Origin of the sequence: Stackebrandtia albiflava (assembly GCF_007994225.1) — a bacterium.
In the GTDB taxonomy this organism is placed as follows: domain Bacteria; phylum Actinomycetota; class Actinomycetes; order Mycobacteriales; family Micromonosporaceae; genus Stackebrandtia; species Stackebrandtia albiflava.
In genome coordinates, this window is the sequence record NZ_VLLL01000005.1 from 435261 (window position 1) to 452393 (window position 17133).

A 17133-nucleotide genomic window follows, 5' to 3' on the forward strand; every position below is an offset into this window, starting at 1 on the left:
CCGGTCCCGCTCCGCACCCGGACGACGCGGTGTCGCGGGAAAACGACGTCGGTGTCCCGCGTCGTTTTCCCGCCGGTTCACACCCTCACACGGGTGGACTCTTGCATCGGTCAACGCAGAACCGAGCAGAGGAGCCGACATGTCCGACCGATTCGAGTCAAAAGTAGTCGTCATCACGGGAGGCACCAGCGGCATGGGACTGGCGGTCGCGCGCCGCATCGCCGCGGAGGCGGGCACCGTCGTCCTCGCCGGGCGTCGTGACGACGTCGGCGAGAAGGCCGCCGCGAGCATCCGCGAGACCGGCGGGGCCGCAGAGTTCGTCGCCACCGACGTCACCGACGAGCGGCAGGTGGAGGCGCTGGTGTCCACGACCGTCGCACGGTTCGGCGGGCTGCACGCCGCCTTCAACAACGCGGGTGGGATGACCGGCTTCGGTCCGGTCGCCGACCTCGCCACCGACGCCTGGCACCACGACGTCGCGGTGAATCTCCACAGTGTCTACTACGGCCTCAAGTACCAGATCCCCGCCATCGTCGCCTCGGGCGGCGGCGCGGTCGTCAACCACGCCTCCAACCTCGGCGTGGTCGGCATGGCGGGGGTCGCCGCGTACACCGCCGCCAAGCACGGCGTCGTCGGCCTGACCCGCAGCGTCGCACTGGAGACCGCGCAGGCGGGTGTGCGGGTCAACGCCATCGCCACGGGCGCGGTGGAGACGCCGTTGTTCGGTGCGACCACGGGCGCGACGCAGGAGGGCCGTGACTTCGTTCGCGACCTGTTGCCGATGGGCCGGATAGCCGAGCCGGAGGAGATCGCCGGCCTGGTCGCCTTCCTGCTCAGCGACGAGGCGTCGTTCATGACCGGTGCCGCCGTCGCGGTGGACGGTGGTCACACGGCGGGCTGACGCCCGGCCGCCGACGACGGCACGCCGTCCGGAGGTGGTCGGAGCGGCCGGGGTGTGGACACTCCGGCCGCTCCCCGATTCGCCGTGGTCACCGGGGACCGTGTCGTTCCATGGCCTCCACCGCCTCCTTGGCCTCCTTGAGGCCGACGCGGGTGATCTCCCGGTACACCTTGATCGCCTGAATCTTCCGGCCGGCCGCGACGAGCCGGAGGACCGGGTCCATCGTGGTGTCCCGGGTCTGCGGAATCGGTATCTCCAGATGCCGGTACAGGCCCTCCACGAGTTCTTCGAGCCTGCTCAGCCGGTGATGGACCTCGTATGCGTTCACGACAGCAGGGTAGTCGCGGGCCGCAATCGCCGTCACGGGGTCATGACGAAGGACGTCGATGTCTGCCATACTTTGCAAAACGTTTGGCATCGTATGCCCCGCCCGCAACGACGCGACCACCGCGCCCCCAGGAGGAACCACATGGTCGGTTATCAGCAGCTGCGAGAGACCGTGCCGGACCCGCTGGTCGACTTCGCCGACCAGGCACGCCGCCTCGCCACCGAGCTCGAACAGTTCGGCAGTGACATCGACGCCCAGAAGGGCATTCTCTCGACCGTGTGGGCCGGCATCGACGCGGTCGCCGCGATGACCAGCCTCGCGGAACACTCCGACGAGTACCGCCGTGTCTCCACCGCGTTCCGAGAAGTCGACGACATCGTCATCAACCTCGCCAACGGGGTCAAGGCGGCCAGGCAGGTCCTGGAGTCCGCCATCGCCATGGTCCCCTCCATCCCGGGATCCATCAGCGCGAACGGCACCATCACCATCAACTACGCCGCCCTGGGACCGAACCCGGCACCGGCCGCCGTGGCGGCGGCACAGCAACGGGCACAGGAGGTGCACGGACACCTCACCCAGGCGATCCGGATGGCCACCGAGTCCGACCAGGCGGCACAGTCCGCACTGGCCCGGCTGCTCGGCGGAGACACCACCGGCACACAGACCCTCTCCACCGAGACCGCGACCGGGGAACCGGCCGACACGACCACACCGGCCGACGGCGCGACCGAACCCGGCGACACCGCCCCCGACGACGCCACCGGCGGGCAGGACGACACCGGCACACCCGTGCCGCCGCCCACCGGCACGGTTCCCGGCACCGGCGGGGACGGCGCCACCGGCGACGGTTCCGGATCGGGCGGTTCGGGCTCCGGCGGATCCGGCTCGGGTTCCGGTTCCGGGCAGCAGGGGTCGGGCGACGGTTCCGGTGACAAGCCGAAGCCCTCGGGCGAACGCAGCGACCGCGAACTGTGGGGCGACATCCTCGACGGGCTCGGCCAGGCGATCTCCGGACAGGACGGTGTCGGCACCGGCGAACGCTCCGACATGCAGATCATCGGCGACATCATCGAAGCCGTCGGTGAGGCCCTCGCCGGAGACGAGGCCGGCGGGACACCACCGGACGCCACGATCCCGCCGCCGACCACCATCCCGGCGCCCGAACCCACCACCCCCGGCACCGGTGATCCGGCACCCGGCGGCGGACAGCCCGGTGGCGGTGACGGTGCTCCCGCGCCGGAACCGGGTACCGGTACCCCCGGCGGTGGCGACGGTGGTCAGGGTGGCCAACCCGGTGGCGGTGACGGTGCTCCCGCGCCGGAACCGGGTACCGGTACCCCCGGCGGCGGTGACGGTGGTCAGGGAGGACAACCCGGTGACGGCGGCTCCGGTGGCGACTCACCGGGCGGCGGTGACTCGGGAGGTGACGGCGACGGCGACGGTTCCGGAGAGCCGGCACCCGGTGACGGCGTGGTGCCGCCCGTCGGTGACCTGAGCCAGGCGCAGATGAACAACGCGGTCCGCATCATCGAGATCGGTGAACAGCTCGGCATCAGCGAGAAGGGGCAGGCGATCGCCCTGGCCACCGCGATGCAGGAGAGCAGTTTCCGCAACCTCGCGAACGACTCGGTCCCGGCGTCCCTGGGCATCCCGAACGAGGGTGTCGGCAGCGACCACGACTCCGTCGGGATGTTCCAACAGCGTCCCAGCCAGGGCTGGGGCACGGTGGAACAGTGCATGGACGTCGAGTACGCCACGACGAAGTTCTACACCGAACTGCTCAGGGTCGACGGCTGGGAGAACATGTCCATCGCCGAGGCGGCGCAGACGGTGCAGGTGTCGGCCCACCCGGACGCGTACGCGCGCTGGGAGGGACTGGCCTACGACATCCTGGAACAGGTGGACTGACCGGGCCGGGTGCGGCCGGGCTCCTCCGGCCGGCCGCACCCGCTCAGAGCTCCTGAATCGTCGCCGCCTGAGCGTTCCGAGTCGGACGGTTCGATGCTCAGGAGCTCTTAATCGCTGGCCGGTCCTCCCGCGGCTCCGTAGGGTGCGTCCCATGATCCAGTTGGAGGTCCTTCGCGCCGACCACTCGGCCCCGCTGTACGAGTTCGAGTCGCGCAACAGGGAGTACTTCGCGCGCACGGTGCCCGACCGCGGTGACGCCTTCTTCGCCGAGTTCGACCGCATGTTCGCGGACCGGCTGGCGGAGCAGGAGACCGGCACGATCCGGATGCACGTCGTCGTCGAGGACGGCGAGATCGTCGGCCGGGTGAACCTGGTGGACGTCGCCGACGGAACGGCGGAGCTGGGATACCGGATCGGTGAGTCGGCGTCGGGCCGAGGCGTGGCCACGGCGGCTGTCAAGAAGGTCGTGGAGGTCGCGGCGACCGAACTGGGCCTCTCCGAACTGCGCGCCGAGACCACGGTGGACAACCCGGCGTCGCAGGCGGTCCTCAAACGCGCCGGATTCACACCGGTCGGTGAGACCACCTTGGAGGGCCGCCCCGCGATCCGGTACGCACGGCCGCTGCGTCCGTAAGCCTGAGACGCGGTGCCGGTCCGAAGCCGCGCGGCGTCGTCACGGCGCGGCCACCGCTGGGGGTTGAACCGCGTCACCCGTAGGACCTCCGGGCCGGCGGAGATCGGACCGCAGGCCACCTCCAGGTCCGTGAGGGAGTTCCTCGACCCGCAGGGCGACCGGCTCCGTCGGGGGTCGGAAGCTCGCGTTCACCGACCATTCCAAGGTCGCCGACAGGTGAAACGTCTCCATGCCGCCGGTCATGCCCGGCACGCCCTCCCGACGGCGATCGCATCGCCGGTACTCCCACGGTGGTAGCCGGAAGTGACGCTCGCCGGGTGATGCGCCCGGCCCTCTCGACGAGGCACGATCGGTCGCACACCGACGAGAGGGGAACACAGGCGATGCTGTTCATCGAACTGCTCGTGCCACCTGGCAGGTACACGACGGAACAATGCGGCGAACTGGCGGCCGGCCTGACCGCCTCCCGCGTCCTCACCTCCGACGAGGAGACCGCCGCCGCGACCGACCCGGGCGTACTCGACCTCTACGAGTCGCTCACCGATGTCGTGGTCCGTGAACCGGTGGCGTGGACCGGCGCGGGCCGCCCGGTGAACGCCGACGGCCCGGCCCGGTTCCTTGTCACCCTCCACGTGGGCGCATGGGCCAAGGAGACCGCCGCGCACCTGATCGCATCGGTCACCCGCCGGATCACCGAGTTCGCGAGGGGACACGGCGACGCCGCACCACACGTCCGGGTACAGGTCCGCGGCGTCCCGGACGGGATGTACGGACTGGACGGAAGGGTCGTGACCTCCTCGGACTTCGGCGACATGATCGCCGAGGCCAAGACCCGTACCGATACCGAGGCACCCGAGGGGATGCTGGTGGACCCCACCTGCGGCGCCCTCGTCACGATCGAGGAGGCCGTGACGCTGGAACGCGACGGCGTCACCTACGGATTCTGCTGCCCGGGTTGCCGTGGCAGGTATGCCAGGCGGCTCGACAGGGCCGGTGACACCGGATGACCACGCCTCGCGCCGCCGACCCCGAGCAGTACACCGTCTGGAACGGTGAGGACGGCCGGATGTGGCGGGAACACCGCCACCGGCTCGACGCCATGGCCGAAGGGGCGAACGGGCCGCTGTTCGACGCCGCCGCCGTCGCGCCCGGCGAACACGTACTCGACGTCGGCTGCGGCACCGGTCAGACCACCCGGCTGGCGGCACGCCGCGCCGCACCGGGACACGTCTGCGGCGTCGACCTGTCGGGGCCGTTGCTGGCGCAGGCACGACAGGACGCCCGGGGAATCGACAACGTCGAATTCGTCCACGCCGACGCGCAACTCCACCCGTTTCCCAGGGGGCGGTTCGACGTCGTCATCAGCCGCGCGGGCGTCATGTTCTTCGCCGACCCGGTCGCCGCCTTCGGCAACATCCGGCACGCCATGCGAAGCGGCGGGCGCCTGGCGTTCGTGTGCCACCGGGACGCCCCCGGACCGGCCCGCGACCTGTTCGCGGCCGTCGCAGGGCACCTCCCGATGTGGGACCACACCACGGGACCGGCGGACCTGGTCGACTTCACCGATCCGGCTCGGATCCGCGGCGTGCTCACCGACGCCGGTTTCTCCGAGGTGGACACCTCCGCCGTGGAGTACCGCAGCGAGTGGGGGAGCGACGTCACCGAGACCGTGAGGTTCCTCTTCGACAACCAGCTCCGTGCCCTCGTCGCGGATGCCCCACCGGCGGCCGTCCGTGACGCCGAACTGGCGGCGGCGCGGGTGTTGACCGGTTGTCGCCGCGACGGACGGATCGAAGTCCCCGCCCCCGGGTGGCTGGTCACCGCGGTCAACCCGTGACCGGCTTCTCGTGGTTCTCCGCTCAGAGGCTGTCTTTGAACCTCGTTCGTGGCGAGCGGCGGTCCGGTCGAGTGGATCGCAAGGCGGAGGGCGCAATGCCTTAGAAGGTCCGTGCGTACCGGTGTTGTACGCAGGACCTTCGACAACGCCGCGAGGCGCCGACCGGTCGTCGCGCAGTAGAACAGCAGGTGTGAAGACAGCCTCTCAGAGCCGGACGGCCGCGTAGAGCGCCATGTCCCGGCGGCGGCCGTCGATCACCTGGTGACTCCGAAGCAGCCCCTCCCGGGCGTATCCGGCGCGTTCGGCGGTCCGGATGGACGCGACGTTCCACGGTTCGATGTACAGGGCTATCCGGAACAGCCCGGGAACGGTCCACCCGAAGGCGGTGAGCGCCGTCAGGGCGGCGGCCGCGTGACCCTTTCCCCGTGACGAGGGTGCGACGGAGTAACCGGCGGTGGCCCGTCCCTCCGGCAGCTCACGAAGCCACAGTCCACAATGACCCAGTGCGGCGTCGGTGGCGGCGTCGGCGATCGTGAAGGAGAAGCCCGCGCCGGAGGCGTGCCGCTCCTGTTGCCGGCGCACCCAGTCGAGGGCGTCCTCCCGGCCGGCGTCCGCCGGAAGTGAGCCGATCGTCGGCACGTACGGGTCGGTCGCCAGTTCCCGGGCCATCGCCGCGTCGTCCTCCCGCACCCGCCGGAGGACGACGCCGTCGTGCGACGGCGGTGTGGCCGGCCAGGCGGGCAGTGGAGCGCTCACGGTCGGGTACCTCCTGCTGTCTCCGGTGTGGGGGACCGGCGGATGCGCCGGTCCTCAGAACAACGTCGGTTGCGCGGGTGACGAGTCCTCTCCCGGCGCCGCGGTCGACAGACACAGTCGGCACGTGACGGGCGCCGCCGTCGGTTCGAGGCCGGAGAGTTCCCCGCCGTACACGCCGGAATGGCAACGCAACCCGGGCCAGTCGTGCCCGAGCACGCTGACCGGTTCGACCAGATGGACCCGCCCCGACCGGGAGCGGGCGTGCAGGCCGTCGAACGCCCGGGTGCGAGCGGTGGCGAGCGCGGCGAGATGGTCGCGCGTGGTCTGGTCCATGCACCCAGTGTGCCGGTGGGGGGTGACGGTCAACCGGCCGGTGGGAACCACGCCTCCTGGGTCTGCGGATCCCAGAGAACCAGCCCGAACTCCGCGGCGAGGTCCTTCATCACCGCGACCGCCTCGTCGCCCGCCACGGAATGGCGTAGCTGAACGACGACGTGATCGATCCCGGCGGCCAGCGGCGTCGACGCCCACGGGGAGTCGACGGGCCGGCCGGGGTGGTCTGGGAACCGGTGGCGCAGCCGTTCGTGGAACCCGACGATCCGCGCGTCGAGATCGCCCTCGGCGTGGACGCCCGCCGTGCACCGTGCGAACTTCGCACGGACCGTCGTGGCGTCGGCGGCGTCGTCCATCGCCAGAACCGCCAGATCGAAACTCATGTCCCTCCTCGTCTCGGAGTGGCCGGCGATCTTTCGCCACCGTCGTCCGGTAACCCGGCGGCGGGCATCGGAACGGGGGATCCGGGGTAGCGGGAGCGGCCGTTCGTTCTCGTATCAGACGGCGTACGGGCGCCGTCGATCGACGCTTCGTCTGGGGCCGTGGGGCCGCATGGCGCGCCCGGCAGGGATCGAACCTGCGACCTTGGGATTAGAAGTCCCCTGCTCTATCCGCTGAGCTACGAGCGCAAATCGCGGGCACACAGTTATGAGTGCCCATGAAAGACTATCGCCTGCCCGGGCGTGGCTGCGACCGGTTGACGGGTTCGTGGCGTCGCATACGGTCACCTCGGTGCCCGCGGGACGGACCGGTGTGAATGCGGGCGACGGTGATGCGGACGGCGGACACTCGGCCGCCGCCCGCACACGTCACAGACGCAGTATCGCGAGCAGGTCGTCCGGCTGGACGGTGTCGCGTGCTATGCGATTGACCGAGACGGTGCCGCACACACGGCATCGGAACTCGATCTGCAACCCTTTGCCGGGCTTGTCGCGTAGCCGGATCGGGTCCATGACCCCGCCGCAGTCGGCCGCCCGGTCTCCGGGTCGGTCGTCCACGTGCCGGGAGCACAGACAGAACGGGCAGTGATTCCGGTATCCGCCGTTGCTGACCGGACGTATCCGGGCACCACAGTGCAGGCAGTCGAAACCGGTGTTCTCGTCGCGTCGGCTCACCCGATGTCCTGGGAATCGAAGGAATGATTCGATTCGGGACATCCGGGGTTCGGTTAGCTCTCACCCGCCGGCGACGCCGGCGGGCCACCAGGCTCGTACAGGGCAGGGACCGATTCACCGCCTGAGCGATTACTTCCCGCTCCGGCTTCACGACGACGATCACCCGTCGCCGATCCGGACCACGACCGGCGTTGTGGATTTGTACCGGCCACTGTCACCCGGCTTTCCCAGGTGCCGCGGGTAGGTGTGGGTCCTGACTCACTGGCTGCGGCGTCCACCCCCGAGTCATCGGATGAGCGAGACACGTGTCACACGCATGCGACTCCTCTCCACGACCGGACGCCGCCACCAGGCGCGACTACAGGAAACCAACCCGATCCCCGTGTCGTCCATCCGATTTCGCGCGGCGGCGGCCGATAGACTCGTCGCACGGACCCACCGGCGAAGGCAGGCGGAGATGAGCGATCGTTTCGAATCCCTGATCGACAAGCAGATCCGGGAGGCCCAGGAACGCGGTGAATTCGACAACCTCCCCGGCGCCGGCAAGCCCCTGCCGGACCACAACGAGCTCCACGACGAGAACTGGTGGCTCAAGAGCCTCATCCGGCGGGAGGGCCTGAGCGGGCTACTGCCCGCCACCCTCGCGCTTAGGCGCGAGATCCAGGACGTCCCCGCCGAGGCCGCCAAGCTGTCGTCGGAGAGTGCCGTCAGGAGGCTCGTCGACTCGGTGAACGGGCGGGTGTCGCTGGCGCAGCGCGGCATGCTGGACGGGCCGCCGGTCCACGTCATCCCGCTGGACCCCGACCGGGTCGTCGCCGAGTGGCGCGACGCCCGATCGGGTTGAGCCGGTAACGACACCGCCGCCAGGCCGGACTCGACGTCGCTGACGATCGCGTCGAACTCCGGGTTCCGCGAGCCGCCCCCGATACCCGGTGTGGTGCGTCCCCGGCGCGTGAACCGGGTGACGCCCCGCGACAGGTCGTGTCCCACCGCGTGCGCGTTGACCTCGTACACGTACCGGGCGGTGCCGTTGTCGTCGGTGAACCGGCGTGAGAACAGTCTTCCGCGCAGGATCACCGGGTCACCCACCGAGAGCGAGTCGAAGACGTTGTCGGCGAGCGTCCGCCAGCACGAGACCTTCACGAACAGCTCGTCACCGTCGATCCACTTGTCGTGCTGCCTGTCGTATCGCCGCGACGTGGACGCGATGCGGAACTCCGTGAGCGTGCCCGAACCGGGCTCCCGGCGGGTGGGCTTGGTGGCGACGTTTCCGACCAGCGTGACCAGCGTGTCGTACATGATTCCTCCGAAACGGTCGAGTTCACCGGAGATGTCGTCCGGTGCTGCCGCTCAGATTCCCCGTAGGTGGGCACCCGGGGCAATCACGACGACGGTGGCCTGTGGATAACCCACGGTTTGTGGAAAACCCCGCGTGACAACCCGCCGCACGACGACCCGGAGAGCTCGGGGGCCGCCACTCCTCCTCCCCATGGCGTCGAGCCTATGGCCGAGACCGCACACTCCGCCACGCGAGCCGACCGGGCCTGTGGACGACCGACCGGTTGTGGACGACGCCCGGGCGTCGGCGTGACACCGGGAATTACAGTGACCGTGACCCGGCCGGACGAGACGATTCCCGGACACCCGTCTCGTCGTCGGCACCTCTTCCGCGAGTTCGTCGGCGTGGTACCGGCCGGGAGCGTTCCGGCGGAATCCCGCGCCGGCGTTCGCCACGCCGAGCGCGGAGGACCGGCCCGGCTCCACGGCACGGCGGCGATTCGAGGAGGACGTCACGAACCCGGTCCACCGGCCCGGAGACCACGGGCGCGAACACGGCGTGAGAGGGGAGGAACACCGTCCACGCGCGAGAACCGCGGATCTGGCGGACGGGGAGACGATACGGATCGGGGTGCCCGGGCCTCGGCGAACCGGTGCACAGGCACCCCGAACCACTTGCTGACCCACATATAGGAATAGTGGTTGCCGCCCGGAACTGTCAAGGCGCGGCATGACTGTTGTTACAGGGATGTTATGCGGATCGAATCCTTTAGGGAACTGTCAGAGGACATTATGGACCGACCGGCGCGGCTGGCCGGTGTACGGATGGTGGCGGTGGACGGCCCGGCCGGCTCGGGCAAGACGTCCTTCGCCGACCGGCTCGCGGCGGCCTTCGTCCGGGGCGTGGCGGTGGCGGTACTGCACGCCGACGACCTGTACGACGGGTGGCAGCACCCCACCGGCTTCGACGCCCGGCTGCGGGAGTGGATCGTGGAACCGTGGCGTACCGGCCGCCCCGCCGCCTACCGGGTCTACGACTGGCACGCCGGCGAGTTCGGGGCCGAGTGGGTGAGACTGCCGCGCCCGGACGTGCTCATCGTGGAGGGTGTGTCCACCGGTGGTCGGCGATGGCGGAACCTGTTGAGTCACCTGGTGTACGTGGAGGCCGAGTCACGGTTGCGACTGGAACGGGGCCTGGCCCGGGACGGCCGGGAACTGCTTCCGCACCTGCTGCGCTGGCGGGAGGACGAGTCGGAGTACTTCGCGGCCGACCGCACCGCCGCGCGCGCCGACCTGGTCGTCGACGGTGCTCCGGAGGTGGAGCACGACCGGGAGCGTGAGTTCGTCGTGGCCCGGGGCTGAACCGGAGGGTTCGGCCCCGGGCCACGACTGAGAGCTCCTGAATTGTCGCCGCCTGAGCGTTCCGAGCCGGACGGTTCAATGGTTCAGGAGCTCTGAACCTGTCAGGGACGCCACGCCGCGGCGACGTTGCGCAGCAGCAGCGCCTCGGCGTGGCACACCCGCGCGAACTCGCCCAGGTGCAGGCTCTCGTTGGGGCCGTGGGCCCGCGCGTCCGGGTCCTCGACACCGGTGACGAGGATGGCCGCCTGCGGGAACATCTCCTGGAAGGTGGCGATGAACGGGATGGAGCCGCCGACACCCATGTCCACGGGGGAGACACCGTCCCAGGCTTCGGTGAACGCCGCCCGCGCCGCGTCGAACATCGGCCCGGTCGCGTCGATCACGCAGGGGTTTCCACCCTGGTCGAGCGTCACGTCCAGTTGCGCGCCCCACGGCACCCGTGCCTCCAGGTGACGCTTCAGCGCCTCGAACGCGGCCTTGTCGTTGTCGCCCGGCGCGAGCCGGATGCTCAACTTCGCGCGGGCCGACGGCTGGAGGGCGTTCGCGGACTCGCGGGCGCCCGGCGCGTCGATGCCCAGCACCGTCGCGGTCGGCTTGCTCCAGATCCGCTCCACGAGCCGCCCGGTGCCGATGAACTCGACACCCTCCAACATCCCCGACTCGTCGCGCAACCGCTGCTCCGGCATGTCGAGCGGCGCCGCCTCACCCCGCACCAGACCCTCGACCACGACGTCGCCGTTCTCGTCGTGGAGCGTCGCCAGCAACCTGCACAGCGCCGTCAGCGCGTCCGGGACCGGCCCGCCGAACATCCCCGAGTGCACCGCCTGCCGCAGTGTCCGGACCTCCACGTAGGCGTTGACGAGACCACGCAGCGAGGTCGTCAGCCCCGGTGTCCCGACGTCCCAGTTGCCGGAGTCTGCGATCACGATGACGTCGGCGGCCAGCAGGTCCCGGTGCTCGGCGATCAGCACCTCCAGGGAGTCGGAACCGAACTCCTCCTCGCCCTCGACGAAGACCGTCACGCCCACCGGCAGGTCGTCACCGAACGCCCGCAACGCCGCCACGTGCGCCATGACACCGGCCTTGTCGTCGGCCGCGCCGCGACCGTACAACCGGCCGTCCCGCTCGACCGCCACGAATGGGTCCGGCTGCTCCCACGCGGCCGGGTCGCCGGCGGGCTGCACGTCGTGATGGGCGTACAGGAGCACCGTGGGCGCGCCGGGGGGTGCGGGCCTGCGGCCGATGACCGCCGGCTGGCCGGTCTTCCCGCTCGGCCCCACCGCGGTGACGATGCGCACATCCGGCATCCCGGCGCCGCGCAGCAACTCCGCGACGGCCTCCGCACTGGTGGCCACGTGACTGTGGTCGAAACCGTCGAAGGCGACGGAGGGGATGGTGACCAGGCGTTCCAGGTCGGCGCGGACACCCGGCATGACCGCCTCGACGGCGGCGCGAAGATCTGACATGCGCCTCATCGTAGTGTCCGGGCACGGTGGCGCCGAATCGGACGAACCGGCCGGGAAGGCGCCCTCACACGACCGTCGGCCGCCTCGCCGCTCCCCGACCGGAGCTCTAGACTGGCCGCCGTGGTGAGCCGTTACCGTTTCCTGTTCTCGCTGCGCTGGCTGGGCCTGTTCGCGTTGGCGGCGGTGCTCGTGGGCGCGTGCGTGTGGCTGGGGACCTGGCAGCACGACCGCTATGAGAGCCGCGCCACCACGAACGACCGGATCGCCGAGGCCGCCGACGCGGAACCGGCGCCGGTGGCGGAGCTGGCCGCCGCCGGGGAACCCCTCGACTCCTCGCACGAGTGGAGCATGGTCTCCGCCGAGGGCGTCTACGACCCCGAGGGCGAGGTCCTGATCCGCAACCGCAGTGTCGAGGGCCAGACCGGGTACGAGGTCGTCACGCCGCTGGTGTTGGCGGACGGCACCGCGGTCCTCGTCGACCGCGGTTGGGTGCCGCCGTCGGAGGAGGGCGCCACCGCGCTGCCCGACGTCCCCCCGCCCCCCGCCGGGACCGTCACGGTCACCGGCAGGCTGCGCGCCTCGGAGGGCACCGTCAGCGGCTTCACCCGGGTCGACGGCGTCATGCAGGCCCGCACCGTCAGCGTCGACCAGATCGCCGACGAGACCGGCCTGACCCTGCTGCCCGGGTACATCACCGAGACCGAGCCCCGCGACGGCCTCGTGGCGATCCCGGTGGTGGAGGAACGTTCCTGGCAGAACTTCGCCTACGCGTACCAGTGGTGGCTGTTCGGCGCGATGATCCCGGTCGGCCTGGTGCTGCTGGCCCGCCGAGACGCCCGAACCGTTGCCGCCCAGGGTTAACCTGATCCTTTCCCCGACACCCCGGTTCGTAGAGGAGCCGTCATGACCGACGTGCCGCGCCTTGTCGTATCCGCTCCCTCGTCCGGTCACGGCAAGACCGCCGTGGCCGCGGGCCTGTTGGCGGCACTGTCCGCGCGTGAACTGCGCGGCGCCGGTTTCAAGGCCGGACCCGACCACGTGGACGCCGGCTATCTCGGCATGGCGTGCGGCAGGGTCGGCCGCAACCTGGACGCCCGGTTGACCGGGCAACAGAAGATCGCGGGACTGTTCGCGCACGGCAGCCGGGGGGCCGACATCGCCGTCGTCGAGGGGAACCTCGGCCTGTTCGACAGCCCGTCCATGAACCGCCGCGCGCACAGCACCGCGCAGCTCGCGCAGTCGCTGCGCGCCCCCGTGGTGTTGGTGGTGGACGCCGCGTCGAGCGGCCAGTCGGTGGCGGCGCTGGTGGAGGGCTTCCGCAACCACGACGAACTGCTGTGGCTGGCGGGCGTCATCCTCACCAAGGTCGGTTCCGACCGGCACGAGCAGATCCTCCGCGAGGCGCTCGCCGAGTCCGACATAACGGTGTTGGGGGCGCTGCGCCGCCACGACCTTCCGGCGCTACCCGCCCGGCACCACGGCCTGGTCCCCGTCGTGGACCGCTCGATGGAGGCCCTGCGGGCCATCCGGCGGCTCGGTGAGGTCGTGCTGGAACGCGTGGACCTCGACCGGTTGCTGTCGGTGGCGCGTTCCGCGCCCCGCCTGTCCGGGCCCGCGTGGTCGCCGGAGGAGGTGCTCGCGGAGGCGGGGGTGGTGCCCCCGGCGGACCCGCCGCTGGTCGCGGTGGCAGGCGGGAGCTTCTTCACCTACTCGTACGCGGAGAACGTGGAGCTGCTGCAGGCCGCGGGGGCGCAGGTCGCGGTGGTCGACCCGTTGCGGGACGAGCTCCTGCCCGAGGGGGCTCGCGCGCTGGTCTTCGGGGGCGGGTTCCCCGAGTGGTACGTCGACGAACTGTCGAGCAACGTCGGCATGAGCCGGCAGGTGAGGGAACTCGCCGCCGGCAACGCACCCGTCGTCGCGGAGTCGTCGGGGTACATCTGGTTGGCCGAGGAGCTGGACGGCCGTCCGATGAGCGGGGCGCTCGCGGCGGCGGCCCGCACCGTCGACCAGGCCGTCCTGGGATACCGGGTCGCGACCGCGCACGCCGACAGTGTCCTTTGCCCGGCCGGGGTGCAGGTCATCGGCCACAAGAGCCACCGCACCCAGGTGTCGCCGCGCGCCGGCGACACACCGGCGTGGGAACTGCCCGACGGCCGGACCGAGGGGTACGTGCAGGGCAACGTGCACGCCTCCTACCTGAGCCTCCACTGGGCGCAACACCCCAGGATGGCGGCGCGGCTCGTCTCCCACATCGACTGACGCGGGCCACGATCCCGGCGGGTCAGAGGCCCGGCAGGAACCACGCGGCGAGCCACCACACGCCGAGCGCCACGACCGGCAGGCACACCACGATCCCGGCCACCGCCACCGGTTTGCCCCGCCGGTTCCCGACACAACCGAAGATCGCCAGGGCGAGCCCGGCCAGACCCATCGGCAGCGCGATGAGATGCCGGAAACCCGTCATGTCGAACGGGAGGAACGGCACACCGCACCCGAACAGGCCGACGGCCATCGCCACGATCCCCGGCCAGGCGCCGCCGGGGCGGCCGGTCGGTACGGTGCCGCCGGGGTGGAACGGGCCCGGAGCGGCCGGTGGATAACCCGGCGGTGGGGGACCGGTCGGCACGGTGCCGCCGGAGCGGAACGGTGCCGGAGCGGCCGGATACGGCGGCGGTGCCGCCTCCGGGACGGGTTCGGACGGTGGACCGAGGGACATGGCGACTTCCTCACGGGGGCGGCGGACGCGGATTGCCTACCCGCATCCTTACAGTCCGGTCCCCGCCCGGTGTGGTGAGGTGCCGCGCCCGGACACGACACCGGCCCGGCGGATGTCGGGCCGCCGGGCCGGTGTACGTGACGGTCAGTGCACGACCGAGCCCTTGGGCGGCGTGAACTTCTGTTCGGGTTGGCCCTTCAACGCGGCCCGCAACGTGACGGCCGCGGTGTCGATGGGTTTCTGTGAGTTGCCGTCGCCGACGGCGTTGAACGGGTTGTCCGGGTCGGCGATGAAGGACGCGACCGCCAGTTCGGGCGTGAAGCCGACGAACCAGGCCGCCCGGGTCGAGTCGGTGGTACCGGTCTTGCCGGCCACGGGACGGCCCACGTCGTTGTAGAAGCCGGGGGCGGTGGACCAGCTTCCGCAACCACCCTTGGCGGCCTTGTACCCGGTCACGCACCGGGCGGCGTCGGTCGCCGCGCGCGCCACCTGCGCGTCCACCTCACGGTGGCAGTCGGGGGCGGCTTCCGGAAGGTCCCTGCCCTGCTGGTCGACGGCCTTGAGGATCGGAGTCGGTTCGCAGTAGATCCCCTCGGCGGCGACCGTCGCGTACGCGCCGGCCATCTCCAGGGGAGTGGTGTCGGCGACGCCGAGTGTGAACGCGCCCCAACCGGCCGACCGTTCCGGGTCGGCGAAGTAGGCGTCGGTGGAGCTACGCCAGTGCAGGCCGAGCCGTTCGGCCATCTTGACGGCCTTGTCGGCTCCCACCCGCTGGATCAACTGCGCGAAGTAGGTGTTGACGGACTTCCCGAAGCCCGACCACATCGTCTGGGTGCCGGTCATGGCGCCGCTCGCGTTGGAGGGGCACCACACGCCGCCGCAGGAGGCGGGACCCGACGCCACCGGATACTGGGTCCGGACCCGGTGCGGGGAGTAGATCTTGGTGTCCAGCGGCATGCCCTCCTCCAGCGCGGCGAGCATCGTGAACATCTTGAACGTCGAACCCGCCTGGTAACCGGCCATGGAACCGCCGCCCAGCAACGCGTTCACCGTGTTGGGGTAGTTGCCCTTCATCCCCTTGCCCGCCGCGACCGGATGCGAGTGGGTGCCGTTGCCGGACTGGTCGATGTCGAAGTTGCGGTTCACCGCCATCGCCTTCACCCGTCCCGTCCCGGCCTCCACGGCGACCACGCCGTGCGCGAACCGGCTGTCCTTGGACTGGGTCTCCACCACCCGGTCGTACACCTTCTCCTGCACGTTGGGTTCCACCGAGGTGATGATGGTGTAGCCGCCGCGCCGCAGGTTGTTCTCCCGGTCGCGCGGCGTCTCCCCGAACTGGGGTTGGGCACGCCACCAGTGCCGGACGAAGTCGCAGAAGAAGCCGTACATCTTGGCCTGCTTCGACAGGTCCATGCAGGAGTTCGACGGCTGGGAGAGGTCCAGTTCGATCGGTTTGGCCTTGGTCTTCTCGGCCTGCTCGGTGGAGACGTACCCCAACCCGGCCATCCGGTCGATCACCCAGTTGCGCCGCTTGGTGGCCATGGTCTTGTCGGACGCGGCGGGGTCGTAGGCCGACGGCGCCTGGATCAGGCCCGCCAGCGTGGCCGCCTGCGTGAGCGTGAGGTCCTTGGGGGACTTGGAGAAGTACACGTAGCTCGCGGCGTAGATGCCGTACGCGCGGTGACCGAAGTACACCTGGTTGAGGTACCTCTCCAGGATCTCGTTCTTGGTCAACTGCTCTTCGGTGGCCATCGCCAACCGCATCTCACGCACCTTGCGCGAGGCGGTCTGCTCGGTCACGGCGAGCACCTCCTCGGAGGTCTCGGCGTTGAGGCGGAGCGCACCGCGCACGTACTGCATCGTCAGGGTCGAGGCGCCCTGTTCGACCTCGCCGCTGCGCCGGTTGGCGGCGGCGGCCCGCAGGATGCCCTTCATGTCCACGCCGTTGTGGCTGTAGAACCGGGCGTCCTCGGCGGCGATCACCGCCTTCTGCATGATCGGCGCCACCTCGTCGAGGGGGACGTTGCGCCGGAACTCGTCGAAGAACTGCGAGATCAGGGTCGTGCCGTCGGCCGCGTACACGTAACTGGTTTGCGGCGGGTCGCTCTCACCGAGCTTGACCGACAACCGGTCGATCGAGTCCAGGCCGGCCTTGGCCGACACACCCCCCAGCGCCACCACCGGGAAGACCAGCAGTGCGACCAACAGTCCCGCCAGGACACCCAGCTTCAGCACCGATCGCAGGCCGGTGGCCGCCCTGGTCGCCTTCTCCCGGGTCCCGTGCCGGAACAGGTTCGTCATCGCCGTCTCGCGCTCTTCGCCGTCGCCGCGCGCACCCCGCTTCCACCCCATGACTATCGACCGTAAGGCACCGGTTACCCGGTTGGGCGCGGACTTGCCCAAAAAGCCGGCCACCGGGCCGCCGGTCGCCCGTGGACGGACGGCCGGGACGTCACCGCGACCGGTGGCGGCCGGTGGGCCGTTCCGGTCACGGCGACA

At 70.6% G+C, this 17133-nt stretch carries 17 protein-coding genes, 1 tRNA gene and 1 pseudogene; 9 read left to right on the plus strand and 10 right to left on the minus strand.

Translation table 11 applies throughout. From position 1 onward, the window contains the following. Window positions 1-139: 139 nt before the first annotated feature. Complete coding sequence (locus LX16_RS02905; protein WP_147132693.1) at window positions 140-901, plus strand: SDR family NAD(P)-dependent oxidoreductase; 762 nt, start codon at window positions 140-142, stop codon at window positions 899-901. A gap of 88 nt (window positions 902-989) precedes the next feature. On the opposite strand, the gene LX16_RS27005 is transcribed toward LX16_RS02905, so the two are convergent. Continuing rightward, window positions 990-1229: a ribosomal protein L7/L12 gene (locus LX16_RS27005; RefSeq protein WP_158645460.1), complete on the minus strand. Its 240-nt coding sequence runs from the start codon at window positions 1227-1229 to the stop codon at window positions 990-992. Window positions 1230-1370: 141 nt separating this feature from the next. On the opposite strand from LX16_RS27005, the gene LX16_RS26445 reads away from it, so the two are divergent. The 4 genes from LX16_RS26445 to LX16_RS02930 all read left to right on the plus strand — a co-directional run bounded on the left by LX16_RS26445 (window position 1371) and on the right by LX16_RS02930 (window position 5608). Further along, window positions 1371-3137 (plus strand): hypothetical protein, encoded by a 1767-nt coding sequence (locus LX16_RS26445; RefSeq protein WP_158645461.1) that lies wholly within the window; start codon window positions 1371-1373, stop codon window positions 3135-3137. 151 nt (window positions 3138-3288) lie between these two features. Next, window positions 3289-3771, plus strand: coding sequence for a GNAT family N-acetyltransferase (locus LX16_RS02920; RefSeq protein WP_147132698.1), 483 nt, complete (start codon window positions 3289-3291; stop codon window positions 3769-3771). A gap of 383 nt (window positions 3772-4154) precedes the next feature. Then, window positions 4155-4778, plus strand: coding sequence for a hypothetical protein (locus LX16_RS02925; RefSeq protein ID WP_147132701.1), 624 nt, complete (start codon window positions 4155-4157; stop codon window positions 4776-4778). Next, window positions 4775-5608 carry a class I SAM-dependent methyltransferase gene (locus LX16_RS02930; RefSeq protein WP_147132704.1) on the plus strand — a complete coding sequence of 278 codons (834 nt, stop codon included), beginning with the start codon at window positions 4775-4777 and terminating at the stop codon, window positions 5606-5608. Before LX16_RS02925 ends, LX16_RS02930 begins: the two co-directional genes overlap by 4 nt. A gap of 204 nt (window positions 5609-5812) precedes the next feature. Here LX16_RS02930 and LX16_RS02935 read toward each other — a convergent pair whose 3' ends face one another. The 5 genes from LX16_RS02935 to LX16_RS02955 all read right to left on the minus strand — a co-directional run bounded on the left by LX16_RS02935 (window position 5813) and on the right by LX16_RS02955 (window position 7812). Then, window positions 5813-6364 (minus strand): GNAT family N-acetyltransferase, encoded by a 552-nt coding sequence (locus tag LX16_RS02935; protein ID WP_147132707.1) that lies wholly within the window; start codon window positions 6362-6364, stop codon window positions 5813-5815. A gap of 54 nt (window positions 6365-6418) precedes the next feature. Then, entirely contained in the window at window positions 6419-6697 is a 279-nt protein-coding gene (locus LX16_RS02940) for a hypothetical protein (RefSeq protein WP_147132710.1), read from the minus strand. A 29-nt stretch (window positions 6698-6726) separates the two neighbouring features. Next, entirely contained in the window at window positions 6727-7080 is a 354-nt protein-coding gene (locus LX16_RS02945; RefSeq protein WP_147132713.1) for a hypothetical protein, read from the minus strand. Between the two features lie 170 nt (window positions 7081-7250). After that, a tRNA-Arg gene (locus LX16_RS02950) sits at window positions 7251-7326 on the minus strand. Window positions 7327-7506: 180 nt separating this feature from the next. After that, the gene (locus LX16_RS02955) at window positions 7507-7812 is read right to left on the minus strand and encodes an RNHCP domain-containing protein (protein WP_211354251.1); all 306 of its coding nucleotides are present in this window, start codon (window positions 7810-7812) and stop codon (window positions 7507-7509) included. Between the two features lie 457 nt (window positions 7813-8269). Here LX16_RS02955 and LX16_RS02960 point away from each other — a divergent pair, with 457 nt between their 5' ends. After that, entirely contained in the window at window positions 8270-8656 is a 387-nt protein-coding gene (locus tag LX16_RS02960; protein ID WP_147132719.1) for a DnaJ family domain-containing protein, read from the plus strand. 155 nt (window positions 8657-8811) lie between these two features. Here LX16_RS02960 and LX16_RS28150 read toward each other — a convergent pair. Further along, window positions 8812-9111 (minus strand): annotated as a pseudogene (locus tag LX16_RS28150) (single-stranded DNA-binding protein); the annotation flags it as partial. A gap of 732 nt (window positions 9112-9843) precedes the next feature. Here LX16_RS28150 and LX16_RS02970 point away from each other — a divergent pair. Further along, entirely contained in the window at window positions 9844-10452 is a 609-nt protein-coding gene (locus LX16_RS02970) for a uridine kinase family protein (RefSeq protein ID WP_147132723.1), read from the plus strand. A gap of 101 nt (window positions 10453-10553) precedes the next feature. Here the strand turns inward: LX16_RS02970 and LX16_RS02975 are convergent, their stop codons facing one another. Further along, entirely contained in the window at window positions 10554-11918 is a 1365-nt protein-coding gene (locus LX16_RS02975) for a dipeptidase (protein WP_211354252.1), read from the minus strand. A 120-nt stretch (window positions 11919-12038) separates the two neighbouring features. On the opposite strand from LX16_RS02975, the gene LX16_RS02980 reads away from it, so the two are divergent. Both LX16_RS02980 and LX16_RS02985 read left to right on the plus strand, forming a co-directional pair. Next, a complete protein-coding gene (locus tag LX16_RS02980) occupies window positions 12039-12779 on the plus strand; it encodes an SURF1 family cytochrome oxidase biogenesis protein (protein WP_158645462.1) in 741 nt (246 codons plus the stop codon). Between the two features lie 42 nt (window positions 12780-12821). Beyond that, complete coding sequence (locus LX16_RS02985; RefSeq protein ID WP_147132732.1) at window positions 12822-14177, plus strand: cobyrinic acid a,c-diamide synthase CobB; 1356 nt, start codon at window positions 12822-12824, stop codon at window positions 14175-14177. Window positions 14178-14199: 22 nt separating this feature from the next. Here the strand turns inward: LX16_RS02985 and LX16_RS02990 are convergent, their stop codons facing one another. Both LX16_RS02990 and LX16_RS02995 read right to left on the minus strand, forming a co-directional pair. Then, on the minus strand, window positions 14200-14634 hold the full coding sequence (locus LX16_RS02990; RefSeq protein ID WP_147132735.1) for a hypothetical protein: 435 nt from the start codon (window positions 14632-14634) through the stop codon (window positions 14200-14202). A 144-nt stretch (window positions 14635-14778) separates the two neighbouring features. After that, a complete protein-coding gene (locus LX16_RS02995) occupies window positions 14779-16935 on the minus strand; it encodes a transglycosylase domain-containing protein (RefSeq protein ID WP_147136920.1) in 2157 nt (718 codons plus the stop codon). Window positions 16936-17133: the final 198 nt, after the last annotated feature.

Coding starts and splice junctions, on each gene's coding strand:
- LX16_RS02985 (WP_147132732.1), top strand. CDS start 12,822: ATGACCGACGTGCCGCGCCTTGTCGTATCCGCTCCCTCGTCCGGTCAC.
- LX16_RS02960 (WP_147132719.1), top strand. CDS start 8,270: ATGAGCGATCGTTTCGAATCCCTGATCGACAAGCAGATCCGGGAGGCC.
- LX16_RS02925 (WP_147132701.1), top strand. CDS start 4,155: ATGCTGTTCATCGAACTGCTCGTGCCACCTGGCAGGTACACGACGGAA.
- LX16_RS26445 (WP_158645461.1), top strand. CDS start 1,371: ATGGTCGGTTATCAGCAGCTGCGAGAGACCGTGCCGGACCCGCTGGTC.
- LX16_RS02970 (WP_147132723.1), top strand. CDS start 9,844: ATGCGGATCGAATCCTTTAGGGAACTGTCAGAGGACATTATGGACCGA.
- LX16_RS02905 (WP_147132693.1), top strand. CDS start 140: ATGTCCGACCGATTCGAGTCAAAAGTAGTCGTCATCACGGGAGGCACC.
- LX16_RS02995 (WP_147136920.1), bottom strand. CDS start 16,935: ATGACGAACCTGTTCCGGCACGGGACCCGGGAGAAGGCGACCAGGGCG.
- LX16_RS02990 (WP_147132735.1), bottom strand. CDS start 14,634: ATGTCCCTCGGTCCACCGTCCGAACCCGTCCCGGAGGCGGCACCGCCG.
- LX16_RS02975 (WP_211354252.1), bottom strand. CDS start 11,918: ATGTCAGATCTTCGCGCCGCCGTCGAGGCGGTCATGCCGGGTGTCCGC.
- LX16_RS02940 (WP_147132710.1), bottom strand. CDS start 6,697: ATGGACCAGACCACGCGCGACCATCTCGCCGCGCTCGCCACCGCTCGC.
- LX16_RS02945 (WP_147132713.1), bottom strand. CDS start 7,080: ATGAGTTTCGATCTGGCGGTTCTGGCGATGGACGACGCCGCCGACGCC.
- LX16_RS02920 (WP_147132698.1), top strand. CDS start 3,289: ATGATCCAGTTGGAGGTCCTTCGCGCCGACCACTCGGCCCCGCTGTAC.
- LX16_RS02930 (WP_147132704.1), top strand. CDS start 4,775: ATGACCACGCCTCGCGCCGCCGACCCCGAGCAGTACACCGTCTGGAAC.